The 23,965-nt window shown below is 52.5% G+C and carries 31 protein-coding genes; 4 read left to right on the plus strand and 27 right to left on the minus strand.

From position 1 onward, the window contains the following. The 17 genes from ACJ8IP_RS17440 to ACJ8IP_RS17520 form a co-directional block, all read right to left on the minus strand. The gene (locus ACJ8IP_RS17440) at nt 1-2,526 is read right to left on the minus strand and encodes a phage tail-collar fiber domain-containing protein (RefSeq protein WP_442524464.1); all 2,526 of its coding nucleotides are present in this window, start codon (nt 2,524-2,526) and stop codon (nt 1-3) included. A 9-nt stretch (nt 2,527-2,535) separates the two neighbouring features. Next, a complete protein-coding gene (locus ACJ8IP_RS17445; protein ID WP_015379109.1) occupies nt 2,536-3,069 on the minus strand; it encodes a phage tail protein I in 534 nt (177 codons plus the stop codon). Then, complete coding sequence (locus ACJ8IP_RS17450) at nt 3,062-3,970, minus strand: baseplate assembly protein (protein WP_442524465.1); 909 nt, start codon at nt 3,968-3,970, stop codon at nt 3,062-3,064. Before ACJ8IP_RS17450 ends, ACJ8IP_RS17445 begins: the two co-directional genes overlap by 8 nt. Before the next feature lie 4 nt (nt 3,971-3,974). After that, nucleotides 3,975-4,325: a GPW/gp25 family protein gene (locus ACJ8IP_RS17455; RefSeq protein WP_442524466.1), complete on the minus strand. Its 351-nt coding sequence runs from the start codon at nt 4,323-4,325 to the stop codon at nt 3,975-3,977. After that, nucleotides 4,322-4,951 carry a phage baseplate assembly protein V gene (locus ACJ8IP_RS17460; RefSeq protein ID WP_442524467.1) on the minus strand — a complete coding sequence of 210 codons (630 nt, stop codon included), beginning with the start codon at nt 4,949-4,951 and terminating at the stop codon, nt 4,322-4,324. Before ACJ8IP_RS17460 ends, ACJ8IP_RS17455 begins: the two co-directional genes overlap by 4 nt. An 81-nt stretch (nt 4,952-5,032) precedes the next feature. Beyond that, complete coding sequence (locus tag ACJ8IP_RS17465) at nt 5,033-6,862, minus strand: AAA family ATPase (RefSeq protein WP_442524468.1); 1,830 nt, start codon at nt 6,860-6,862, stop codon at nt 5,033-5,035. 83 nt (nt 6,863-6,945) lie between these two features. After that, nucleotides 6,946-7,395, minus strand: a complete 450-nt coding sequence (locus ACJ8IP_RS17470; RefSeq protein WP_442524469.1) for a phage virion morphogenesis protein — start codon at nt 7,393-7,395, stop codon at nt 6,946-6,948. Then, on the minus strand, nt 7,382-7,858 hold the full coding sequence (locus tag ACJ8IP_RS17475) for a phage tail protein (protein ID WP_060457485.1): 477 nt from the start codon (nt 7,856-7,858) through the stop codon (nt 7,382-7,384). The genes ACJ8IP_RS17470 and ACJ8IP_RS17475 overlap by 14 nt, the downstream gene beginning before the upstream one ends. Continuing rightward, the gene (gene lysC, locus ACJ8IP_RS17480) at nt 7,830-8,060 is read right to left on the minus strand and encodes an Rz1-like lysis system protein LysC (protein ID WP_230199994.1); all 231 of its coding nucleotides are present in this window, start codon (nt 8,058-8,060) and stop codon (nt 7,830-7,832) included. The genes ACJ8IP_RS17475 and lysC overlap by 29 nt, the downstream gene beginning before the upstream one ends. Then, a complete protein-coding gene (gene lysB, locus ACJ8IP_RS17485; RefSeq protein ID WP_442524470.1) occupies nt 7,954-8,382 on the minus strand; it encodes an Rz-like lysis system protein LysB in 429 nt (142 codons plus the stop codon). Before lysB ends, lysC begins: the two co-directional genes overlap by 107 nt. Next, entirely contained in the window at nt 8,379-8,891 is a 513-nt protein-coding gene (locus tag ACJ8IP_RS17490; RefSeq protein ID WP_442524471.1) for a lysozyme, read from the minus strand. Before ACJ8IP_RS17490 ends, lysB begins: the two co-directional genes overlap by 4 nt. Next, nucleotides 8,875-9,084 carry an HP1 family phage holin gene (locus ACJ8IP_RS17495; protein ID WP_442524472.1) on the minus strand — a complete coding sequence of 70 codons (210 nt, stop codon included), beginning with the start codon at nt 9,082-9,084 and terminating at the stop codon, nt 8,875-8,877. Before ACJ8IP_RS17495 ends, ACJ8IP_RS17490 begins: the two co-directional genes overlap by 17 nt. Nucleotides 9,085-9,086: 2 nt before the next feature. Then, entirely contained in the window at nt 9,087-9,290 is a 204-nt protein-coding gene (locus ACJ8IP_RS17500; RefSeq protein WP_442524473.1) for a tail protein X, read from the minus strand. Next, the gene (locus tag ACJ8IP_RS17505; RefSeq protein WP_442524474.1) at nt 9,290-9,784 is read right to left on the minus strand and encodes a head completion/stabilization protein; all 495 of its coding nucleotides are present in this window, start codon (nt 9,782-9,784) and stop codon (nt 9,290-9,292) included. Before ACJ8IP_RS17505 ends, ACJ8IP_RS17500 begins: the two co-directional genes overlap by 1 nt. Before the next feature lie 93 nt (nt 9,785-9,877). Next, nucleotides 9,878-10,537 (minus strand): terminase endonuclease subunit, encoded by a 660-nt coding sequence (locus ACJ8IP_RS17510; protein WP_442524475.1) that lies wholly within the window; start codon nt 10,535-10,537, stop codon nt 9,878-9,880. Nucleotides 10,538-10,539: 2 nt separating this feature from the next. Further along, nucleotides 10,540-11,724: a phage major capsid protein, P2 family gene (locus ACJ8IP_RS17515; RefSeq protein ID WP_342133965.1), complete on the minus strand. Its 1,185-nt coding sequence runs from the start codon at nt 11,722-11,724 to the stop codon at nt 10,540-10,542. A gap of 41 nt (nt 11,725-11,765) precedes the next feature. Next, nucleotides 11,766-12,581, minus strand: coding sequence for a GPO family capsid scaffolding protein (locus tag ACJ8IP_RS17520; RefSeq protein WP_342133964.1), 816 nt, complete (start codon nt 12,579-12,581; stop codon nt 11,766-11,768). A 142-nt stretch (nt 12,582-12,723) separates the two neighbouring features. Here ACJ8IP_RS17520 and ACJ8IP_RS17525 point away from each other — a divergent pair, with 142 nt between their 5' ends. Both ACJ8IP_RS17525 and ACJ8IP_RS17530 read left to right on the plus strand, forming a co-directional pair. Continuing rightward, nucleotides 12,724-14,496, plus strand: coding sequence for a terminase ATPase subunit family protein (locus tag ACJ8IP_RS17525; protein ID WP_342133963.1), 1,773 nt, complete (start codon nt 12,724-12,726; stop codon nt 14,494-14,496). Beyond that, nucleotides 14,496-15,530 (plus strand): phage portal protein, encoded by a 1,035-nt coding sequence (locus ACJ8IP_RS17530; RefSeq protein WP_442524476.1) that lies wholly within the window; start codon nt 14,496-14,498, stop codon nt 15,528-15,530. Before ACJ8IP_RS17525 ends, ACJ8IP_RS17530 begins: the two co-directional genes overlap by 1 nt. Nucleotides 15,531-15,618: 88 nt before the next feature. On the opposite strand, the gene ACJ8IP_RS17535 is transcribed toward ACJ8IP_RS17530, so the two are convergent. After that, entirely contained in the window at nt 15,619-15,918 is a 300-nt protein-coding gene (locus ACJ8IP_RS17535) for a hypothetical protein (protein ID WP_442524477.1), read from the minus strand. Between the two features lie 709 nt (nt 15,919-16,627). Between ACJ8IP_RS17535 and ACJ8IP_RS17540 the strand changes: the two genes are divergently transcribed. Further along, nucleotides 16,628-16,840, plus strand: a complete 213-nt coding sequence (locus ACJ8IP_RS17540; protein WP_075201354.1) for a helix-turn-helix domain-containing protein — start codon at nt 16,628-16,630, stop codon at nt 16,838-16,840. After that, on the plus strand, nt 16,837-17,703 hold the full coding sequence (locus tag ACJ8IP_RS17545) for a hypothetical protein (protein ID WP_126171395.1): 867 nt from the start codon (nt 16,837-16,839) through the stop codon (nt 17,701-17,703). The genes ACJ8IP_RS17540 and ACJ8IP_RS17545 overlap by 4 nt, the downstream gene beginning before the upstream one ends. A gap of 30 nt (nt 17,704-17,733) precedes the next feature. On the opposite strand, the gene ACJ8IP_RS17550 is transcribed toward ACJ8IP_RS17545, so the two are convergent. From ACJ8IP_RS17550 to ACJ8IP_RS17590, 9 genes are all read right to left on the minus strand, one after another. Further along, nucleotides 17,734-19,194 (minus strand): Eco57I restriction-modification methylase domain-containing protein, encoded by a 1,461-nt coding sequence (locus ACJ8IP_RS17550; RefSeq protein WP_126171396.1) that lies wholly within the window; start codon nt 19,192-19,194, stop codon nt 17,734-17,736. 277 nt (nt 19,195-19,471) lie between these two features. Next, nucleotides 19,472-19,630: a hypothetical protein gene (locus tag ACJ8IP_RS17555; protein WP_342188201.1), complete on the minus strand. Its 159-nt coding sequence runs from the start codon at nt 19,628-19,630 to the stop codon at nt 19,472-19,474. A gap of 80 nt (nt 19,631-19,710) precedes the next feature. Continuing rightward, a complete protein-coding gene (locus ACJ8IP_RS17560; RefSeq protein WP_342188199.1) occupies nt 19,711-21,927 on the minus strand; it encodes a replication endonuclease in 2,217 nt (738 codons plus the stop codon). After that, complete coding sequence (locus tag ACJ8IP_RS17565; RefSeq protein WP_060418377.1) at nt 21,924-22,238, minus strand: DUF3850 domain-containing protein; 315 nt, start codon at nt 22,236-22,238, stop codon at nt 21,924-21,926. Before ACJ8IP_RS17565 ends, ACJ8IP_RS17560 begins: the two co-directional genes overlap by 4 nt. 125 nt (nt 22,239-22,363) lie before the next feature. Continuing rightward, the gene (locus tag ACJ8IP_RS17570) at nt 22,364-22,588 is read right to left on the minus strand and encodes a TraR/DksA C4-type zinc finger protein (RefSeq protein WP_033639330.1); all 225 of its coding nucleotides are present in this window, start codon (nt 22,586-22,588) and stop codon (nt 22,364-22,366) included. After that, nucleotides 22,588-22,881, minus strand: a complete 294-nt coding sequence (locus ACJ8IP_RS17575) for a DUF2732 family protein (RefSeq protein ID WP_035430625.1) — start codon at nt 22,879-22,881, stop codon at nt 22,588-22,590. The genes ACJ8IP_RS17570 and ACJ8IP_RS17575 overlap by 1 nt, the downstream gene beginning before the upstream one ends. Nucleotides 22,882-22,945: 64 nt before the next feature. After that, complete coding sequence (locus tag ACJ8IP_RS17580; RefSeq protein WP_060418375.1) at nt 22,946-23,248, minus strand: hypothetical protein; 303 nt, start codon at nt 23,246-23,248, stop codon at nt 22,946-22,948. 11 nt (nt 23,249-23,259) lie between these two features. Continuing rightward, entirely contained in the window at nt 23,260-23,439 is a 180-nt protein-coding gene (locus tag ACJ8IP_RS17585) for a phage filamentation protein Fil family protein (protein WP_126171586.1), read from the minus strand. Nucleotides 23,440-23,449: 10 nt separating this feature from the next. Then, a complete protein-coding gene (locus tag ACJ8IP_RS17590; RefSeq protein ID WP_442524478.1) occupies nt 23,450-23,959 on the minus strand; it encodes a phage regulatory CII family protein in 510 nt (169 codons plus the stop codon). Nucleotides 23,960-23,965 lie beyond the last annotated feature (6 nt).

Raw genomic sequence — 23,965 nt, forward strand, 5'->3', positions numbered from 1 at the left:
TTACACCGTTCCAATTGTTGCCCATGTGCCGTTAATCAGCACCTGAACCGCTGAATAAGCGCCCCAGATTGAGGGGTTGTAGTTTGAGCCGGACATACCCGTATAAACACAGCCCGACGGTAAATCGATGCGCCCGCCGGTATCCGCGATAACCGTGCGCCCGGCCATGCGCACACCCTGAACCAAATTCTGATAGGCCCAGTTCTGCGCATTGTTCTGCGCAGCCGAGATATTTTTATTAAGCCAGTTGCTGAGGTAGCCGCCCCAGCAGCTGCCCTGAACGTTGCCGTCCGGATGCCACGTTGTCCCGCTGGATGTGGTGATCGCGGGCCAGTTACCGCCGATATGCATACCTGACTCAAAGGCGGCGGCACCGGTTCTGACATCCACAGAGAACGGACGCAGGTTGTTGAATGTGCCGTACTGGTCGTTTTCTTTTGTCAGCAGAAGGTAAAGTCGGTTGCCGTCATTGCGCCAGAAGGAACCGAACCCACCGCCGACCATGCGATAATTATCAATGTGGGTAGATTGGATCTCCGCGCTGGTCTTTAGCGTCCCGGTTAGCTGCCCGCCGGTCTTCGCCAGATAGCGGCCATCTGCTTCGGTTTTATTCCACGCGTTAACGTCAGCGGCCAACAAATTGACATCGGCGGACAGCGGCTTACCGTTCACCTTGATAGAGCGCAGCGCGTATTTCTGCGCGGCCTGCGCGTCGGTCAGCGCGCCAACGTCAGCCGCCGTCGGTTTGTAGTCCGTCGTATAAACTCGCGCCCAGCGGAGCGAAGCCGAGTTGTCTTTTCGCATCGAGCGCAAATAAAACGCCATATCGCCGGAGCCTACGGCAAATTGCACATTGCGGAATTCGTTCACTTTGCCGGTAAACAACACCCCCATGCCGCCCGGCACGGGATAGCCCTTATTGGTAGTGGCAACCAGTGATTCTACGGTAAAGCCATTTTCGCGATTTAAGTCATCATCAGCATTGGCGGTATTCTCGTTCGGGAATACGATACGCGGCAGAGTTAACGCCCCTTTCATCGTGTCGCCGGTCTGTTTTACATAGCGGCCATCCGCTTCGGTTTTGTTCCATGCGTTGACATCACCGGCAAACAGATTGACATTCCCGCTCAACGGTTTGCCGTTCACCTTGATGGATCGCAGCGCATATTTCTGCATAGCCTGCGCATCCGTCAGCGCACCGGTTTCTTGCGCGGTAGGCGGTTTCGCCGTCGTATAAATACGCGGATTTGCTCCCTGATTAGCTTCAGCTCCCCAATGCAGCTCGTCATCGATCCCCATACCAAGACGCATCAGTGCCTTCCCGGCGACTTGGAAACCGACTGATAAATTACTCTGTGCTGAAGGGCGGCTCATGACCAACGGCGTATGCTGGTTTCCCTCAATATTCAGTGAGTCCCCATCCGTTTCAGCGTTGCCGGGCTTAATAGCCAGTTTTTTAACCGTGCCACCGGACAGCATCAGAAAACGACCGTCAGCTTCGGTTTTACTCCATGCACCGACATCGGCGGCCGTTGGTTTGTAATCCGTGGTGTAAATCCGTGACCACACCACCCCATTTTCCGGCCGGTTAGAACGGCCAATAAAGCCATGCCCCAACCCCGACACGCTGACATAGCCCGTTGATGGTGCGGCATCGCAAGGCAAGCTCAGCACCCCGGCGGCAATATTTCCAGCGATCGGCGGCTTGTTCTCAGAGGTCGCATTCAGCCGGTAAATTTGCGCAGTGTTGCAATAAGCGTTATCGAAAGCCCGCGCGCCCGCACCCAGACCAAACGCACCGACCTCCATCAACTGCCCGCCATCCACCCCGACGTTTTTGGTCGCGGCCGTACCTAACGCCAGATTGCCACGCGCGGCGGCCTTGTCTGGCAAGTCGGACAGATTGGCGGCCTTTTTCATGCTGGCATCGCTGACCGTTTTAAGCGCCTTCGGCGTGCTGGCTTTCGTTTCGTCGGTACTGGTTGTCGCGCTGCTCAACTGTACCAGCCCTTTCGCTATGGTGCTGGCATCCGGGTGATTGCGGGTTTTCTCATGCGCGGCGATCGCCTCAGCCACAAAATCTTTTGTCGCCAGCACGGTGTCATCACCGGCGATCACCTGAATCGCTTCGGAACTGCTGACAATCAAAATCATGCGCAGCGTCTGCGTGCGGCCGCTGCCTTCTGCCAGCTTCGGCTTGTAGCTCTCCGCCATATTGCTGACGGCAATCAGCGTCCCGGCCTCGTCATAGAGGCCCATTTCACGCAGCCAGAAGCCGCCGACGTTCGCCGGAATAATCATTTCGGCCAGAATGTGATTTTTCACTGCCTTATCAATAGTCAGCCCATTGAGCGCCGCACGGTATTTCTCATTGACGAGCGTTGTTTGTGCCGGGTTAGGTGTCGGCAGCGTGCCGTTTCCGTCGCCGACGGCCATAGAGACGATTTTCAACTGCGTGCCGCCCGCGCTGGCGGCGGCAATCTTGGCCGCCCCGGCGGTGGTAATAATCGCTTTGTATTTGCTCATGATTTTCTCTTATCCGGGGTAAACGGTAATGACATCGCCATCAATAGCGGCCGCGCCGGTGTAAATCCGGCCGGGGATGTCCTGCAAAATGTTGAGGCCGATCAGGTGGCGGCTCAGGGGCTTGGCGTCAGCGATCAGGCGCTCCATTTCCTGATACATTTCCTCGGTGATGCCGGTTTCAAGTACGCCAATATCCAGCCGGAAGGTGCCGGGCGGATCTGCGCCGTCGGTGTGGAACCATTCGATAACGTTGATCAGGTAGCCGAGCGGCTCCACCACGCGGCGCACAGCGCCGATAGTGCCCTTGTGCCGGTGAATATAGAACGCAGCAGAAACCACGCCCCGCTTGACGTCCTCCGGCCACGCCTCATCCCATCTATCGACAGAAAACGCCCACGCCAGATAGGGCAGCAGATGCACCGGGCAGGTTTTCGGGTTCCACAAATCACGCAGGGGAACCGGCACGCGCTCCAGCTCGGCACACGCGGCAGCGGCCGCAACCTCCAGCGGTGATGAGCCGACAGGCAATAAGCGGTTAGTCATCGGCGCGCCCCGGTGTGATTTTCACGCCGGTGCAGTAACCCGCCTGCGTTTTATCCAGCACGATGTCGGTGGTCGGTTGAGCAACCTCAACACGTTCAACACCTTCTACGGTCAGCGCTGCGATGATGCCGGAGCGCCGGATACTGCGGCCTAAGCGGCGCATGGTCAGCACATAATTTTGCAAACGTTGTTTGGCCTCCGTGAGGATCGGCGCAACCTCCGGGCCGGGATAGAGAAACAGCGTGGCAACAATGCCATAGCGGGTTATTTTGGCCGCTTGCACGATGACGCGATCGGCAACCGGGCGCACGTCCTCATCATTCAGCGCATCGCGGACAACCTGCAACAATTCGGGGCTGGCGGTGCCGTCGCCGTCCCGCGACAACACGGTGACGATCACGTTAGCCGGTGATGGGCTGATTGCCGTCACATCAGCCACCCGGCCATCGGCCGAGCGGGCGTGAAAACGGTAGGAACCGGCCGATCCCGCTGTGCTCATGCCTTCGAAAGCATCCTGCAGGCGCAGGCGGTAATCTTCATCCGTTTCCATGATTGCCGGTGTCGGCGGGATAGTGCTTTCATCCGCCGGGGTGATCACCAGCCTCGGCGTATTGAAGTTGGCGCCGAGCTGGTCGAGATCTTCGCCGGTGGCGTGCGCCAGCATCACCGCTTTAGCGGCATCATTGACGCGCTGGCGTAAAATCACCTCGCGGTAGGCGTTCTCCTGCAGCAACTTAACGATCGGCTCCGACTCCAGCGACAGCGTACGCGCGACGGCCTCCCGCTGTTCCTCCGGGTTAAGCGAAATCAGCATAGCCTTACGCTCTGCCAAAATGTCTTCATAATCCAGCACCTCAACGACGATCGGCGCGGGCAGTTGGCTTAAATCGATAGTTGCCATGGTTTCAGCTCACAGGAACAGACAGCGACAGCGCGCCGGGGGCATCGGTGCGGGTGCCGGTGATGTCGATCACCATCTTGCCGTCAAAAGTGGTATTAAAAGCGATGCCGGTCAGCTTAACGCGCGGCTCCCACGCCAAAATCGCGCTATAGCAGGCAGCCATAATCTGCAGGCGCAGCGCGTCGTTCTGCGGCTGGTCGAGCAGCTCAGTGAGCAACGAGCCATAAGCCCGGCGCATCGGGCGTGAACCCTGCGGCGTGATAAGGATGTCCGCCATGGACTGGCGAATATGCTCGATGTCCGTCAGCGTGCGGCCGGTGCCTCGGTTCATGCCGATATATTTGGCGCTGTTCATGTTGGTTTCCCCGTTTGGCCGCCGCCGGTCTGGACGCCACCGTGGGTGTGCGTATCAACAACAACACCGTTGGATGAGAACGTACCGCCGCTGTGCTCAATGCTCCCGCGCATCGCCCCGCCTTTTTGCACTTCCAGCATGCCGGTGGTGAGTTTGTTGGTGCAGATCACCTCCGACGCATCGAGCGTGATTTTGTCAGCCGTAACGATCACCACTTTTGTGCTGGCGGTGATGGACTCCGACGCCTGCACGTCGGCGGTTTTAATGCCGGACACGCTCAGCGCGCCGATTTCCGGTTCATACTCGATGACCGCGCCATCCGGGAACGCGATATGCAGCGCATCCGCCGACGCAGACGGGGCCGGGAAGTCATCGGAGAAAATGCCGCACAGCACAAAAGCGGTATCGAGTTCGCCACCCAGCGCAAAGATCAGCACCTGCTCGCCGACGGAAGGCGCCGACCAGCTGCGGGTTCGCCCGGCGCGACAGGTTAACCAGTTGAGCCAATCGGTAAGATTGCCGCCGGTTTCGACACGGCACAGGCCGTTATCGAGGTCGACGGCACTCACTGTGCCGATGCGGATTAGGTTGCGCAGCAGGCGCAATATGTCATGTTGATTGTTCATGACTTGAAGGATGCCGCCCGGCGCGGGCGGCGACAACGAGGAGAGGTTGGAAGACCAAACAAACAACAAACTAATGAATAATCAAACCAACTCAATTAATTGCTTACAAACCTCAAGCAATTCGTTTCGTCTAGAGCCATCACTATGCTGATATTGATCCCTTTCCAAAATTTCTTCAGCAGTCATATGAGGCCACAGCTTCTCTAATACTTGAACTTTTCTAATTTGCGTATGTTGATTTATTATTACCTTCATATCGTCAAAATCAGTTACATTTACATGTACTTCTTTCGCTCTAAAAATAGCATTAGGATGCAAATAATTCTCACACTCTCGTTTCCTAGTAAGGTGACAGAAAACACCACCTTCTCTATACCCATCTATCTCTGGTAACTTCTTAAGAAATTCCGGACTGCTCCCATCACCTAAATCATCAGAATCCAAGAACACTGCCCAAGGTCTATTCAAAGACTTTATTATATTTAAATTAACCCAATGCTTGAGATTTCCACAGCCACCACTAATTAATGGGGTAATGTTTTTATCCTGTAAGCTATGCGTTAAATATCCAGCAGCTTTTAATTTATCACTCAAGCTATTCAGGAATATTACATCCGCATACCCTTCCACCATAACAAAAGCATTAGCACCATAAACTTCTTTGTTAGGCAATATACCTAAGGTTGATGCTACTTTTTCATAAGTTGCGTCATCACCTTTATTAATAGTAACACTGTTATCCTCACCTTTCTCTATAAACCTTATCCCTGACAGTGGAAGTAGACCAGCAAGAGCAGGCACATGAGTTGTCAAAATGACCTGACACCTATCTCTAAGTGAGAGTTTATACAATGCTTTTATTAGCATTTGTTGATTGCCCGGATGTTGAGCAGTTTCAGGTTCTTCAATTGCATATATAACATTTGATGTATTTTCTGATGCGTAGTGTTTCTCAGCCTCCGCCCTAAAGAAATTTAGCAAGATCAAACGCCTGACACCACTCCCCCTTTTATTTACTGAAATACCACTATCAGAAGCCAATGATAATTTAAATAAACTTTTCCAATCCGGCTCTTTAGTAAAATCTGGATTTAAATCTTTCGCTAAAGAACTATCCATCTCCTCAAGTTTTTCTAGTGTACGCTTTGCCACATCCAAGGCCCTTAGACGAACATGTTCTTTTATCTCATCCAGACGGCCTTCAACTTCTTTCAATGCATTAATAATCGCTAATTTCATAGGATCTTGAACTTCCGAATCCTGATCATTACTTCCTCTATCAGAACGGAACAAAGCGTAAACAGGAAGATATTTAGACAATGCCTCCCATATCGCTTTAGCATCCTCTTTATTAACAGCAACTTCGGTCCTTGCCAACACTAATTTTTCATTGGCGTATAGTGTTTTCCTTATCTCAACATTAGAACGCTGATCTGGCACCGCCTTAATATCTATACCTTTCTCTTGTAACCTTTTCTTTAAATCAGATTGTTTTAATGAGTGTAGATCTGACAATCCATTGTTTGTTGGATGGTTTGCAAGAATAGTTATTTTTTCCGAAGGTGTTTTCTTAGTTAAATCGAACGATTTTTTAACCTCCAAGAATCCATCCTCGTTTAATAATAACTCTTGCTGCAATGTTGTTTTGGAAGTTGAGTCTAGGACCACCTCATTAGGTAAATCATCGAATATACAACTTATTGATGCCGTACCATCTTGTGAAAAAACATTCCTGTCAGTTGAATCTATCTTTATTTGCTGGTTATTAAAGAATATCTCCAAAGCCTCTAATATCGTTGACTTGCCTGCATCATTCTTACCTATAACACCTGTCAAAGCATCATCTATATCAATCATCGCTTCATCTTTGTAGCCACGAAAATTAGATAACCTTACCTGTCTAAGACGCATGTCATATCCTCACCAATAAATAAAAAAATCATTGTAACATGCAGAAATATTGGCATTGAGATCTAGCTCAAAATTAGATTACATCAAAATTCACTGAGATGATTAATTATTTCAACTTCAATGATATTCATTATTCTACTATTAAAACCCAGTAATGGCCTAGCGTCATACTTTACCGCCTCGCTGTGCGGCGTCGGCCGATCGCGCAGGCCGTAATGATGCACATTGGCCATGCGCTGAACCCGCCCAACAAACTCAACCACGGCCGCATCGCTGTTGCCCTGGGCTTTCAGATAGCGGGCCGTGCGCAGCTTGGAGAACATCGCCCAATCGCGCAGGCGCTTTTTGCTGCGAAGCCGCGTTTTGCGCGGCGCGTAAGGTGTACCGTCCGGCGCCTGCTGGCGTTTGATGTGTTGCTGTTGACCGGCGCGCAGTCGCTTTGACACGGCAACGGCCAGCGACTTACGCGACTGCGGCGACAGCTTGGCAATCAGCCCGGCCAGCCGGGTGTCAAAGGGGTTAAGCTCGCTCATGCCATTCACTCACTAATTCGCCGTGAACAAAGAGCTGCATCGGCCGCGTCACGTCCTCCGGTAACGGCGGCTCCGGCAGGTGCTCAACATGCAACGCGCCATCGCCTTGCTCTTTCACCAAAACACGTTCGGTCAGCTGCAGCGACACGCTGAAATCGTAAGAGCCGTTGTTGTTAAAGTCGCTCGCAAAGGTGATCCCGGTGCGGCGCTTTTCCTCCGTTGCCATGATGTCCGGCTGGTTTTCCCGTAGCCATGCCTGAACCGGCACCATGATTAAATCCAGATCGCCGGTATAGTCCAAAAACAGCAGGTTCAGCGTATAGCGGTACTCATGGGACAGCGAGACGGCAAGCGTGGCGGCCACATTGCCGCGCTCTACCCGAACTTGCAGGTTTTCAGGGTTGCGCTGTAGCCACGGCAGGCAGCGTGTCAGCTCAGCGCGGAGCTGTTGCGGTTTTAACATCGTGTTGTTCCTGACAGTGTTTTATCGTTTCGACCTGCACCGCGCAGGCCGCCAAGGCGTTTTCAAGTTGGCGAATATCGGCGCTCAGATCGCCGTTAGTCGCCGGGCGGCTGGCCGGGATTTGGCACAGACTCACTTTCGGACAGCCAACGTAGATAATCCGCGGCGCTGGTGAAGCCGGGGCGCTGGTGCAGCCGGGCAACGTCAGCAGGCAAAGCAGTGTTAAACCAATCGCGTAATTGCTGATTTTCATTGAGTAGCCTCTGTATTTTCTGCTCGCGCGTCAGTGCCAGCCGGTGCGCGGCGTTTAGGTCGCCCCTTAACTTTTCCTCTTCCTGCGCCAGCACACCTGCCGCCGCCTGCAGCGTGTCGATCGCCGCGCGGGTATCGGTCAGCGCCGCCGCTATCCGGCCGTTCTCCTGCCGGGCGCTTTCCAGCCGTTCACCCAACGTGACAACCTGCCATTTCATCCAACCGGCGACGACCAGCGCCAGCACCAGAAACCAGCCGATCGCGCGGCTCATTGCGCGGCCCCGATCAGGCAGTGGGCCAGCTCCGCCGCCCGACGCCGTTCCAGCCCCGGCGATTTGACGCCGTTGACGAACACCCAGCGCGGTAACTGCTGGCAGGCGCTGTGCCAGTCCTGCCGCTTGATGAAACCGGCCAGCGTAGAACCGCAGGCGGCCGTGACGCCGACGTTAAAGGCAAAGGACACCACCGCGTCATAAACCGGCGGCGGCATCGTGACAGGCATACAGCGCCCTATGCCGCGCTCCACGCGATACACGTCGGCAACGAGGTTAACGGCAGCTTGGCGCTCGCTGATAACCGTGCCGGGCTTTACCCCGGCCGTGTGGCCGATGCCGCTTGTCCAGACGCCCGCCTGACACTGGTAAGGGGATAAACGGCAGCCCTCGAAATCGGCCAGCAGGCGCAACCCGGCCTCAGAGATCTGCAGCGCGCTGAATTGCGGCAGCAGCACCGCCAGCGCCAGCACGGCGGCCACGCTGCAGCGTTTAGCGATTGAGTTCATCGTAAACCCTCCGGCTGACGCCCAACTTGTTCAACAGCTGGTAGCTTTTGCGGCGGTAGTACCAGTTAACGAGGAACGTCCCAACGCCAACGGCGGCGCCGACCATAAAGCCGATGTCCTGCGGACTGTATCGGCCAATCCAAGCGAGAAAGGCCGCTACGGTATAGGCCACCCACGACGTAATTTTCTCCATTGCTAATCCCATAAATTGACGGTTTCACGCTGCGGCGCGGCGGTCACGTCCGGCAGCTCGACCGGGTGGCCGTGGGGCAAAATCGCCCCGGTAGCGGCCAGCCCTTCATTTAGCGAATAGACCTGCTCAACCACGCCCTGCGTGCGCCCGTAGTAGCGCCAGCAAATAGCGTCAACGGTGTCGCCCTGCAGGGCGTAGACTCTCATCAGAGCAGCCCGATGATGCAGTGGCTACGCTCGGCCACGTTACTGATCGCGTTGCGGGCGTTGCGCCACAGCTCGCCGATCGAGGCTTCGACCACATCAGCCTTGCGGCCGCCGGTGGCGGTGGCGGTGGTGTCGAAACTGCGGTATTGCTCCGAGAGCGTCGCCATGGTCATCGCGCTAACGGCATTGCGGTATTCGCTCACCCGCACGCTTTCGCCGTCGAGCTGTTCGCCCGGCACATCCTCAAGCCGCTGATAGCCGTCGGCCATCTGGTCGCGGCGGAAAGTGAACAGCTCGGCGTTCACCTCCGCGATCGCGCTTTTAATTGCCAGCCGCAGGCGCGGGGCGGTGATGCTGCCTTCAATGCGCATCACGTCGCGCACGTCCGCCGGGTCAATGTCCGGCCAGAAAAAGACGTTTTTAACGATCGGCTCATCCTCCGGGCGCGGTGCTGGCGCGTCCGGGCGTGGCCGTTGGATCACAACGGTGCTCATATGACCTCAGAAAGTTAGGGGGCGGTGGACGACGGCGTTGACGAGGTGAAACCTGTCGCGGCCGTCGTGCCGCCCGGCGCGGGGCGCGTTCTGTCAGCGGCTGGCGGCGGTGCGTATTGCCCGCTCCAGCCGTTCAATGTCTTTTTTCACGCCGCAGCCGTTATGCAACTGCAGCGCACGCTTAAGGTGGTTCAATGCCAGTTCAGCCCTGCCCGCCGCGCGCAAGACGTACCCGGTGATTTTGTGCAACTTGGCGCGCACTTGGTCGGGCATGTCTTCTGCGTCGGTGAGTTCCATCGTCTGCGTGAGGTGGTCAATGTTGACCGGCTCCCCGGCCTCAAAGGCGCGGGTGGCAGACTCGGCGACGTCTTCTGCGATGAGGTATGGCGTGGAGCGCGCGAAATTGCCCGGCGGCGCCAGTTGGTAACGCAGCGCATAGCGGGCGATGTCCAGCGCGCCGGGAATGTCCCCGGCATCCAGACGCCAGATCATGACCGTCATCAGAATGGCGTCCTGCGCGCCGCGACCTTCGGCCAGCACACCGGCAACCCAGGGGGCATAGTCCGGCAGCAGTTGGCGCTTGAGTTCGGCCTTACGCTCTTGTGAGCGCACCTGTTTGAGCTTTCGCTTATCTTCATTGAGTTTATGCATCATCCGTTCATAGCCGTTGGCGTGGCGCAGCGGGTCATTCTCCCGCTGCGCGGCCTCGACCGCTGACTGGCGCATAAGGTGACGGCGGGCAGGGCTGGTCATGGTTATTTACCGCCTTTCGCTTTGTCGTCTGCCGGTGCTTCCTCCGGGGCTTTCACCTCGGTATCAGCGGCAGGCTCCGCTGGTGCGGCGGCTACTTTGACCGCCTTAACAATGGCCTCGGCCAGCTCGGCGATTTCATCTTTTTTTGGTTCCGTCGGTAACAGCTTAATGTTCTCCACCAGACAGCCGCAGGCGTAATCCTCCACCACATAATCCTCATTGATGGATTCATAGTTTTCGATGCGGTCACGCTTCGAGTTTTCCACCATATGGCGTCGGTGCGTGTCCTCCTGCCAGTAGATCGACAGGTTATCCATGCGCGTAATCAGCAGCGCATCCGCCGGGAAGTACGGCACACGCACAGCAGGCAGGTTGCCGATGCGTTTCTGGCTGATAATCAGATCGGCGGCCAGCGCTTCGGTGTTGGGCTGTTCCTGATTGACCAGCGGAAAATACTTGTCGGCCAGCAGTTGGCGACCGCAGATCACCACCAGTTCCGGATCTTCCTGATACCATGGCGCGATCAGGGTGTTGGTGGCATCCATCACCAGTGCGTCGAGGTTGGCGTAATCGCCACCGGCGCCCACGCGGACTTTTTCAGACACCACGCTGCCGTCCTCCCCCACGACTTTATTCATCACGCGGCCCGGCGCGTTCTCGCGGTACTTCTGCAACCAGCCCGGCCCGATGTCTTGCAACAGCGGGAATTTAACGCGGTTGGAGGTTTTCGCGCGGTGAGTACCGTTAAAGCCGATCATGATGCGGTCAAGCGCCTGACGTTCAACAATTGCATCGCGTAAACGGGTCTGGAAATCCTGATAACGGGCCCACAGGTCAAGCGTGTTGTAGCGGATGTGGAAATCGTAATTCACCTGCTGGCAGAAATAGCCTTCTGCATCCAGCGTGGCAAAGTCGGCCGTTTCACGTTCATCGCCGCCGGCGGTATCGGTGGTGCTGGCGATGGAGCCGCTCACACCTAAACCGACTTTCTCTCCCTTCATTTCCTTAACCGGCAAGATATTAATGCGGGTCAGGAACGTCGAGGAATCCTGTACGCGGGTCATGATGGTCTGCGTAACGGACGGCTCTACGCTGAATTTTTTATCCAGATCGCCGGTAGCGACGCCGTTCAGTTCGGCAAGGCGGGACATAAACGCATTAAATTTAAAACGAGTTTGCTTGCGCATTTTTCTTCCTGTTTTATTCGGTTTTATCGGGTGCGACTGCCTTAGCAGTCGGTCAACACGTCTTGCGCGCTGTTGCCGCCAGTGGCATCCGGGCGCGCCGGTTGGCTGAAATCTTCCGAGGCGGAAAGCTGGGCTTGCAGCGCGCTGAACGCATCGCTGCCGGTTTTTACCTGTAGCTTGAGGTCGGCAACCTGCTTGCTCAATGCAGCGAATTTCTCGGTAAAGCGTGTGTCCGCGTCCTGCAACTGCTCGGCCACGGTCATCACGGCGCCTTCCATCTCGCCAAAGCGCACATCGTCGGTAGTCTGCTTGCGGCTAAACATCGCTTTGATGCGGGCAGAGAATGAGGCTTCCGGGTCAGCGACCGGCTCAAAATCGAAACAGACTTCCAGCGGCGCGGAGAACTCGACGTTCTCGTGGCGGCGGCTGAACTCCAACATGTCAGTGCCGAGGCTGGCCGGATCATCGGTGACGGCCAGCCCGACCAGATAAGACTTGCCGCTCTTGGCGAAATCGCGGCGGATCTCCATCGAGGTGAAAACCTTTTGGCCCGCGCCGACCATCGACACCAGATCGGCGGTTGGGGCCAGACTGGCATACAGCGCCCACTTGCCGTGTAACAGCGGTTCATCCGGCTCGTCGATTTTCTCGGCCTTCAGCTCAACCACGCCGCCGTAACGACGAAAATAGCCGTCAGGCAAAATCCCCTTGATGTGCTCCATATTGATGCGGGCGCCGAACACCTTCGGGCTGTAGGTCTCGGCCATCTGCTGAATATCCGCAGCGCCGATCTCGCGGCCGTCAACGGTGTCGCCTTCAACGCCGATGCGGAAAAACTTAGTAACTTTCTTTGCCATGTAAACGGCTCCGGTTGTGGTGATTGGGTTCGGGGCTAGTTTCGGGGGAATGGCGCCGCGTCTCAACGCGTTGCAGTTGGAAGATCTGAGGCACAACAAGGGCTTAATGCGAGTCGCCCGGTGCTTTCGTAGCCTTGGCGACATGAATACGACACAGGCAACAACCATCATCAGCGATCCGCGCCGCCAAGCTGCCTTGCTCTACTGGCAGGGCTTTTCTGTGCGCCAAATTGCGGAAACGCTGAACCTCAAGGGGCCGACCGTGCAGAGCTGGAAACTGCGCGATAAATGGGACGACATCGCGCCCATTTCCCGCGTGGAGCAGAGCATGGAAGCGCGGTTGATTCAGCTCATTATGAAAGACGTCAAGGAGGGGAAAGACTTCAAAGAAATCGACCTGTTAGGCCGCCAGATTGAACGGCTGGCGCGGGTCAATCGCTATTCGGCGACCGGCAACGAGGCGGACTTAAACCCGAACGTCGCCAACCGCAACAAAGGCGAGCGCAAGCCCGCCGAGCGCAACGTGTTCAGCGAGGCCGCCGTAGAGAAGCTACAAAGCATCTTCACGGAAACCACCTTCGAGTATCAAATGGGGTGGTATCGCGCCGGGCTGCAACACCGTATTCGCAACATCCTGAAATCGCGCCAGATCGGCGCCACGTTCTTCTTTGCCCGCGAGGCGTTGCTCGATGCGCTGACTACCGGCCGCAATCAGATTTTCTTGTCGGCCAGTAAGGCGCAGGCGCATGTATTCCGCAATTACATCATTGATTTTGCCCGGCTGGTCGAGGTTGACCTGAAAGGCGATCCGATGGTGCTGCCGAACGGCGCCCGGCTGATGTTCCTCGGCACCAACGTGCGCACCGCGCAGAGTTACACCGGCAATCTGTATCTGGATGAGTATTTCTGGATACCGAAGTTTCAGGAGCTGCGCAAAGTCGCCAGCGGGATGTCGCTGCACAAGCGGTGGCGCACTACCTACTTTTCCACGCCGTCGAGTCTGGCGCACTCCGCTTATCCGTTCTGGTCGGGGGAACTGTTCAACAAAGGCCGCCGCAGCAAAGCCGATCACGTTCAGCTCGACCTCAGCCACAGCCACCTGTCAAAAGGCGTGCTGTGCGGCGATGGGCAATGGCGCCAGATTGTCACGGTTGAGGATGCTCTGACCGGCGGCTGTAACCTGTTTGACCTCGATCAGCTGTCGCTCGAATACAGCCCGGCAGAGTATCAGAACTTGCTGATGTGCGAATTTGTGGACGATACCGCGTCGGTATTCCCGTTCGCCGAGCTGCAAGGCTGCATGGTCGATACGCTGGAAGAATGGGAAGACTTCAACCCTTACGCCCTGCGGCCGTTCGGCTATCGCTCGGTGTGGATCGGCTACGACCCATCGGAAGCCAACGGCGGCGACAGCGCCGGGTGCGCGGTGATCGCGCCGCCAATGGTGGCAGGGGGCAAGTTCCGCGTGCTCGAGCGCCACCAGTGGCAGGGCATGAACTTTGCCGCTCAGGCCCAGAAGATTAAAGACCTTACCGAAAAATATTGCGTGGAGTACATCGGCATCGATGCGACCACCGTCGGCCAAGGTGTTTTCCAGTTGGTGCGCGAGTTCTTCCCGGCCGCGCGGGAAATCAAATACACCCCGGAAATCAAAACCGCCATGGTGCTGAAGGCAAAAGACACCATCGGGCGCGGCTGTCTGGAATACGACACCAGCCACACCGACATTACCGCCGCCTTTATGGCGATCCGCAAAACCATGACCGCCAGCGGCGCGCGCTCCACCTACACCGCCAGCCGCAGCGAAGAAGCCAGCCACGCCGATGTCGCGTGGGCAATCATGCACGCCCTCTTAAACGAACCGCTGACCGCAGGCAGCGGCCACAGCAGCCCGAACATTTTGGAGTTTTACTGATGAGCAAGCGCAAAGGCCGCAAGGCATTTATCCCCCCGGCACCAGCCCCGGCAACAAGGCAGGAACAGGAATTTGAGGCGTTTACCTTTGGCGAGCCGTCCGCAGTGCTGGATAAGCGGGAAATTCTGAATTACATCGAATGCACGACCAATGGCAAGTGGTACGAGCCGCCAATCAGCTTCGATGGGCTGGCACGCAGCCTGCGCGCCGCCGTCCATCACAGCTCACCGATGTATGTTAAGCGCAACATTTTGGCGTCTACGTTCATCCCGCACCGGCTGTTAAGTCAGCAGGAGTTTAGCCGCTATGCGTTGGATTATCTGGTGTTCGGCAACGCCTATTTAGAAGAGCGCCAAAACCGGCTCGGCGCGCCGCTGCAGCTGAAATCCTCCCCGGCCAAGTACACGCGGCGCGGCGTGGATCGCGGCTCGTACTGGTTTGTGCAGGACTGGAAAGAGGCGCACCGCTTCAAGACCGACAGCGTTTTTCACCTGATTGAGCCGGACATCAATCAGGAGCTGTACGGCCTGCCAGAGTACCTCAGTGCGCTTAACTCCGCTTGGCTGAACGAGGCGGCGACGCTGTTCCGCCGTAAGTATTACCAGAACGGAGCGCACGCCGGTTACATCCTGTATATGACCGACGCCGCGCAAAGTACAAGCGACGTTGACAGGATGCGCCAAGCCATGCGCGACACCAAGGGCTTGGGGAACTTTCGCAATCTGTTCATGTACGCCCCGAACGGTAAGCCGGACGGCATTAAGATTTTGCCGCTGTCCGAGGTTGCCACCAAAGACGACTTTTTTAACATCAAGAACGCCAGCCGCGACGATCTGCTGAGCGCGCACCGCGTACCGCCGCAGATGATGGGAATTATCCCAAACAATACCGGCGGTTTCGGGGATGTGAAAAAGGCCGCTCAGGTGTTTGTGCGCAACGAGCTAACGCCGCTGCAAGAGCGCATGAAGGAGGTGAACGACTGGGTCGGGGAAGAGGTTATTCGATTCACGCCGTATGAGTTGCCAACCGAATAAGCAAAAAGCCGCCAGTCATTGGCGGCTTAATTTTTTTCAAGACGTTAGCATCACTGCAACTACATGAAAGACAGAAGGCCATTGAACATCAGTCGATGTGTAGGCTAATACCCAAGCGTTTAGCTTCCATCGTCAGAATTTTTTCACCTAAAGATAGATCACCTTTATGTAGACGATCAAAAAGCGCGCCTAAAAGGTATATGCTAAGGTAATCGGCGTTAATCGGCGAATGCTCAGTAAACGTTATATTCTCTCTAGCAAACTCAGCATTTGCGACAACCTCAGTTTTCGCAATAGCTTCTGTAACTAGGTTGATTAATGATTCCTCGTGACAAGCTATCGTCTCAAGTATGAATTGTTCCTGTTCTTGCGTGAACTCTTGCTCCACCTCATCACCTCTTAATTATCATGTAACCACAATCATTATAAAACAGTCAGTTAAATAGTTTATAAACGAAAAGTTATTAAGTATCTAGCTATAAAGTCAGCATACAGCTCTATCGTTACAAATCATAAAACCGTTAATCTTTGCCTGCTAATAAAAATAACGGTTATTGCATTATTCCAAGAGTTGGGACATAGTTGCGCGCAATGCTATCCCCGCCTCGCCTGCGCGCTTTATGTGTCGCTTTTAATGCAGTTGCATGATCCAGCGCGATCCGCGCCAGTGCTGCCTCTGCGGGGATAAAACTCACACCGGATCATGATGCAAATTCATGCGCCTAATGCATGCTTAGGGTGTTTAGACTGGAGCTGGCTACACTCCCTAGCAGCACACAATCAAATCAGACAGTCCGTTCTGTGCGAGAAGCGGATATTGACATATTTGTTCCGGTAACTAAATTTAGTGCGCCATTAGAAATTTGGCACTTTTCTAGGCTAAGAGCCTATCTCAGTAGGCGTAACTGGCGCAGGCAGTTTGAACATGGACAGCGCATAGAAACCGGTTTGTAGGGCATTGTCCTGTTCAAAACGGCAAGTAAAATAGCCCTAATGGGATAGGCCCGAAGTTCCACAATCTTTCATCTCTCCTCAGCACTTCAATGCTACTTATAGTCTGTAGACTCATTGTCATCTTTTAGATTTAATCGATTGTTATGAAAAAAAATGACTATCAAGTTTGTTTTGGTTTAGCTGTCAGAAAGCATCGAAACAATCGGAACTTAACACAAGAAGAACTTGCAAGCTTATGTGACTTGGACAGGACTTACATAGGTAGTATAGAGCGTGGAGAGAGAAACGTCAGTCTAGTAAATATCCATAAGATTGCCTCAGCTTTAGATATAGAAGTTAAGGAATTATTTGAATGAATTACGCTCAGTTGAAACAAGATATTTTTTCCTATTTCCACTCAAATTTAACGGTTATTGCCAGAAATATACAAGCTAAAAACATCCCACATGGTGGGAAGTCAACACTTATAAATCAAGCGGTTGAAAGTGTAAAAAATGATTTAGAATGTACATTAGCCATTCAACACTCACATTTAGATCGCTCAAAACTATGTATGCTTCTCCAATATTGCTATTCAGTTATGAGCTTTGAATATCGGAATGCCGTTTGGCCATATGAATATATGGCATTTTCACGAAGGAATGGAGAATTGTGGGAGCGTTTTTGCAAAGCTGCATGGGATCATTCTTCACTGCCAAATCTATATCGTATTGCAGCACCAAGTTTCCATGAGGTTAGAAATAGCTTTAGAGATCGCATAATAAATTACACCCAAGGAAATCAATATCAACACCATATCGTAAATGACGTAGATAGTGTTTTTGAACTTGTAGGTGAGATTAATATGATTGAAGATGAAATGTTCAATCTAAATGGACGAAATCATATTATAGACTTTAAAAGTGGCTTTGGTTCCAACGAAAAAGGAAATACACTTCGTTTGATTGCTGTCGGACGGGCCTACAAACATTGGGACCCTAATGTCAATTTACTATTTCTTGTTAGACAAAACGAAAATAATAACTATTTAGAGACTATTCGCAGGAGTAACCTTTGGGAAGTTCATTGTGGGGATGCTGCTTACCGAAAAATAGATGAACTGACAAATGCAGGGATATGCGAAATTAGACGAGAAGCCATTGATTTTAGGAATGACCTATCACCTAACTTTTGGAGCTACTTAGTTAATAACAATCTAGCTCATTATTTAGATTGGTAATGTTAAAGTGGTGCACATAGTGCACCATTTTTAAAAGATCGAGGAAATAAAATCATTTCTTTTGTCTTCTGTTTTTTCCCACCCTTGCATTTTCGCTAACTCGATTATTTTGCTTGCTTCTAACAGCTCAGCTTCGGTCAACTTAGGAACGTTAATTCGCTTCAAATAATTCGCGGAGTTATTAGCCCCTGGTGATACCAGGGACTTTTGTTCTGTTGCAAATGGGTGATTTAGGTAAATCAATAAAAAATCATGATAGCTTGTCTTTTTAGCGAAAACACCAACAACACCTTGGTCAAAAATGCAGTTATCCATTTCTGAAGCTGTTAACCTTCCTGAGGTAACCATAGGTATTGCAAGTCCCTTTTTAAAATAAAAATCTTTGTTTTGAAGCCGAGCTTTCTTATCTTTATAATAATACGTTACAGCTTCATGATCCCATCGAATACAGCTATTTGTAGCTTCGAAGACATTTCTATGCCCTCCTCGAACAAAAGGCACATAAGCTATATCTGAATCTATGCCATGTTCCTTCTCAAGCTCATTTGGAGTTAGATTTACTAGACTCCAATCAACAGGGTGACCATTGATTCTTTTAGGAGGGTTTTCAGAGTCATATCCACAAAACCTTTGGTTATCACCTGTATAAATTCCTGTTTTGCACTCAGCAATCTCACCCAGAGTTACAGTTTCGCGAGATATCTTAATTGATTCGAATAATTTTGGATTAATCCAAGCTTTATCCACGTTATTAATAAAATAATCACCACAAACAAGTGTATTATCCGTTTCTAGCAATTGTAATAGAGATTGATTTGAGTCAACTGCATCGATCCATTTAACTTCGCTATCAGCACTAAGAGTGGCCACATTACCAGCAATAATGCACATATTACTGTAACCGAAGTTAACAGAACCAAATCGCTTACTTTTAAACTGAATGATATGGCTTGGCTTAGCTGATTTAAGTATGAAATGTCTCATATATCTCAAATTCGTACTCGTAAGGAAGGTATCAGGGATAATGAAAACATATCGCCCTCCTTTTTTTAATTTCTGCAAGGTAAAATAGAAGAATAAGGCATAAGATTCTTTAGCATACACATCAGGGAATGCTTTTTTTATCAGTTTTCTATACTCTTGTGATAACTTTAAACCATAAGGCGGGTTGCAAATAGTTGAATCATATTCAGTATTAGGGAGTGCAATTTTACGATTATTTGGTCGAACAAAATAATCGATGAAATCGGCGTGAAAATAATTACAACCCTGTACATTCAAGTCATTTAAAAAATGATGTTCGTCAATGTCAATAGCATCAATATTTTTAGGCTTGCCGATTAGGTTCTTTATAAATGCCCCCTCACCGAAGCAAGGTTCAATGATATTTTGATTAGACACATCCCCCAACAAACTAATCATTGTATTTCTAATATCATGGGCGTCTGTAAAAAAAGCTTGAAAAGATTTATCCGTAATATGTTGGTGCATTTTAATCGCTCAATCTTAAGTGTGCTACTTTTAGTCGTCATTTTACTATATTTTTTACAACTTTCAAGCTAATGATAACTTGGATAAATTATGCGACGTATTTCAACCTAGCGAGCACCCCACACTGGGACTGGCTCTTCTCAGGCTGTGCCAACAGCATCTGTACCTGTTGAATCTAGGCACTGTGCCCCAACCTAATAATCACTTTAAAAACAAAATTATAGATCAAAATTTAAGCATGCTCAGATAGTTTCTCGCCGTTTTTCGGAGCGTGTAGCTATACGCCGCTTTTTTCAGGGGCAATGCTGGTTTTCATCTCCCCCGCCAGTTCTGAAATCCATATCAGTGCAATGTCTTTGTCTTTCGCTTGGCTCTCATAACAAACCCCCAGACGGGCGATGAGTTCAATTCTTTCTAAAACAACTACTTCATCCACTGCTTGCACCCTTTCCCTCCGATGCTTAATTACTGTATACATATACAGTATATGTCTATCGGATTTAATTGCGCAAGAAATTATTGGAAGCCTGCCCAATCGCTAACCACTGGATAGTGCATTGAAATATCACCAAATTTGACTTTAGCACCGCACGCCAGAGCCTCAAGTTCCCAGCGCGTCGGCTCGATACCATGTAGTGCCAGCTCTGAGTAAATTTTGGTTACGCGATCGCGCTCAGCGGTGGTCAACCTGGCCGATGCAGCAGGCTCTATGCGCTTATGTGGGTCAATTCCTCTTTGCTGTCTGTTTATCTGCGGAGCATTTGCCCGTAAACGCGTCATAACAGACCGTGCAACGGTCATGTCATCCCAGTCAATCTGGGTTTCAGGTGCATGTTCCATCACCTCCACGGCCTCTACTGGCTCCCCATCCTGCGTATTTTCGGCGCCACTGCTACCGACCAACCCACAGTTATTGACAGGACTCCGAGGCGCGCCGGAGGCGCTTTTCAAAGTCAAAGGCTCAACGGCAACGGCTTTGGCGACGATGCGCCATTGCGTGGTGCGGGTTTCATAAACGCGATCGGCGCCGATATGCGGGGCAAAAATCCCCGCGATTTTCTGCACTTCTTCGTCATAGGCGTTGCGCTCGTCGGCAACCCGGCGGGCTACACGCACAGTTTGATCGTCACGGGCAACGTTAGGGCCGCCCTGGGCCAGAATGTAAGCGGCAAAGTCACCGGCATCAGCAGCAGCGCGCACCGCCTCAACGGTTTCGTCAAACTCATCGGCCAGACTGACAGAGCGGATCTTGCGGCACTCTCGCCATGCGCCGCGCGACGGCAGGCCGATAAAGTGGAATTGAGGGATACGCCACGTTGAAGCCCACGCGGTGACGGCGGCCGCCGTATCAGTCAACAGCTCGCCGGTTTCATGATCGCGCTCGCCGTCCAGCGCGTAGCCGTCGATGTTTTTTGCAATGTATTTAGCGATATAGCCCGCCGCACCGCCTTTGTTCAGGTGCTTGCAGTCAAAACGGTTTTTCGCGGCGCCGCGTTCGTCCCCATCTTCAGCCATGGCATAACGGCGCATGATGTCGATCACCTGCTGGCGCTGTTTTTTGGAGGTAAACAGCATCATATGCCAGTGCGGCGTCGCGTCATGGTGCGGTTCGACAACGCGCACGCCGTAGACCTGCAGGCCCGCATCTTTAAACGCCGTGCGGATCTTGCTAAACAACTTCACAAGATAGCGCTGACCGTCTTTTGGCGTGTACGCCTCTTCATCCCATTTGTGATTAAAATGCACCTTAGGGCTGTTCTTGCCAACGGCGCGCGTCGGGTGATATTTGGATGGGGTGGTGATGGTGATAAACATCCCTTTATCGCCACGGATAGCGGCGGCCTGCTCAACACCGGCGATCATCGCCATTAACTCCATACGACGAATTTCTGGGTTAGAGATACTTGCCATCACCTTGTCGATGAGGCTGAAGCGTTCGCCGGTTTCGACGTTCTCAAGCTCGCGGCTGTTCAGATAATCAAAATTGGACTGGCGGCGCGCTTTCACATCCCGAATAGCCTGCTTACTGGCATACGACGACGCCCCGCGGTTCACATTACCCAGGGCGATCAGCAACGCCTCGCGCCAGCGCGTGCGCTGAGCCTTCAACTGGCGTTCCCACCACTCGGAATTAACCAACCGTGACAGGCTGGCAATCGCTGACCGGACATCCAGTTTGCCCTTGCGGTATTTGCGCCAGTGCATCGGGGTGATGTTGAAGGCACGCGCCATACCGGCAATGCGGCCATAAAATTCTGATTGAGTGGCGTCTTCGAAAAGACCGGCATTGTCGCCGCCGTTCTCCGCCAAAAACTCATCACAGTAATCTTCGTAATTCTGCAGAAGTTGACCGGCCACCCGATCGGCGAGGCGGCGTAACTCTTTATCATCCATACCGGGCAGTGAAGCGTAATTATCAACTTCAGCAGAAAACCGCATTGACGCGGCGAGGTTCATTGCATTTTTGGCGCTCACCGTTTGCAGACGCGGCCAGATGCGGCGATCGAACTGGAACACCAGCCATTTGTTGGCGTCGTGCAGCCCTTTGCTCTTGAGCAAGTTGGTGTAACGCGTCAGAAACATGGCGCTGAGGAAGCGCGGCAAGCGGCGGATATTGGTTAAAACAGCTTGCCCCTGAGCGAGTTCCTCACGGGTAAGCGGTCTCACCGGCCCGGCAACTGCCGGGCGCGGTTCGTTCCATGGGTAAGCGTAGGCGGATGCCGCTTGGCTCATTGCACTTTCGCGCCGTGTGCGTAGGTGCAGTTGCCACAGTAGCGCTCATTACAATTCACGCACAAAGAATCTTGCAGTATTTGGATGCTTAAAACTACATAGCCAGTTTTCCACTCGCTGACATCTGTAATATGAGTGATTTTTGCAATGATGAATTCACCGGTATATCCGTTAGCATCTTCGAGCCACTCACGAAGCTTTAATAAATCCCCCTCTTTGAAGTCTCTATCATTCAAGCGAAACTCTGCTTTTTTAACTCCAGCACGAACGAAGTTAAAATAAGAGGGTTTAATTTTTAAATCATGTAGCATTACAAAAACTCCTTAATCGTAATTTTGGTTTTCTGGTCTGCGTGCAAATTCTGAATCACTCAAATCAGCAGCAATAAAATGACCTGCCAGCAACGCCAGCAGGCCGAACAAAATAGAGAACTCCGTCATGCCTTCCCCGCGTAAAGGTGACTTTGCGTCTCGCGGATCTGCTGACAGCTTACGCAGGTATCAACGCCGGGAACGGCTGCGCGGCGCGCGGCAGGAATCGGAGCGTCACATTCTTCGCAAACAAAGGCAGAAGGCAGCGCAGAGGATTTGCGAGCATTGGTAATCTGCGCCTCCAATACCAGCGCCTGCCGTTCCTGTTCGTAGTCCATCAAGTCGGCCATTAGTGCAGCTCCTGCGCTTGATGCTCGATGGCTTCAGCCTCTTGGCGGAGCAGCTCCACAGCCTCGACCGCTGTTAACCCCTCTTGGGTGATGTGGGCCGCCAGCCGAACCAAACGCGCAGCAGCTACCTGAGATTGGTTTTTACGTTCATCAATACGCGCGCTATCTAACAAATCTTGAAACTCATTTGTTAAGGCAGAAACCGCTCGGCAAGTACCAGCGACAACACCACGCTGAAAGGCGTTATTTGCCGAGCTGGTTAAAGTTGGAGTAAGAAGTGAAGATTCTTTCATAGTAAATTCCTTATTTCAGACAAAGCTATGCCCGGCGGGTTAACGCCAGCATTACGCAATGCGGTTAATTAATATTTAATTCGCAATCATCATCACTGATAAATCGCGGCAAGGTTTTTGATAAATCAATCAGGTCATTCAGCGCCCACACAATTTGTTTACGCTCTGAATAACTCATTTCTGCAAACTTCATTTTTATATGCCGTTCTTTCAGCCCGGCATGAAAACAAACAGTTCTGCGGATATGTTCCGGCGACTTATCAAAAGCCTCTTGCGCCTGATTCCGCTTATGCGGGAACAGCTCACGCTTAATCTGTGAAATGCGCTTAATACCGATCGCTTTTTGTGTTTCAGTAGCCAACAACATGACAGCCCCAATTAACGGCAAAACAAACGGCGAAGCGGTGAAACAGGCTTAGTCGTTGACAGGCCACGCAGTAAGGCCGCCTGATCGTGACATGGGCGCCAGCGCTTACCGCCCGGCAGTTCAATAAAACCGTGTTCAAAATGCCGCGATGGGCTTTGTTGTTTCAGCAGTGGAGCGATAGAAATAACCACGGTGATCACCTCAGCTTAAACCAGCAACAGCGCTCAGGCCGCTGATCACGTCAACGGTGGAGGCTAGCGCCGGGGTGGATTGGATGCGGTTCTGAACGGTCAAGCCGATCAGCGACAAATGGCGGATCGCCGTGTTGACGCTTTCAAGCAGTGCGCTTTTGCGTACCGGCGTTTTGTGGTCGCCTTGAACGGCGGCGGCGGCAACGTTGCCAACTGCGGCCGTAGCCTGCAGTGCATACGTTGGAATATTCCCGACGCAAGCCTCATTGACAGGCACGGACGGCATACAGTTGATTTGTGCCAGCAAGGCATCAATCAGGCTGGAATCCTCTGTAGCGTCAGTGATCCCCAGCAGTTCGGCACACGTGAGCTGATGCGGCTGGCCCGGACTCAATTTGTTGCGCAGCGTCTGGGCGTTCATGCCGAGCTGTTTAGCCAGCGCCGTCACATTGTGGCGAGCTGGAAACTGTCGGCAGGCTTCATCGAAGTGCGGATGTTTAGAAATGGCATAATCAAACATGGTTAG

Origin of the sequence: Serratia sp. CY52157 (genome assembly GCF_052168495.1) — a bacterium.
GTDB lineage: Bacteria > Pseudomonadota > Gammaproteobacteria > Enterobacterales > Enterobacteriaceae > Serratia > Serratia ureilytica.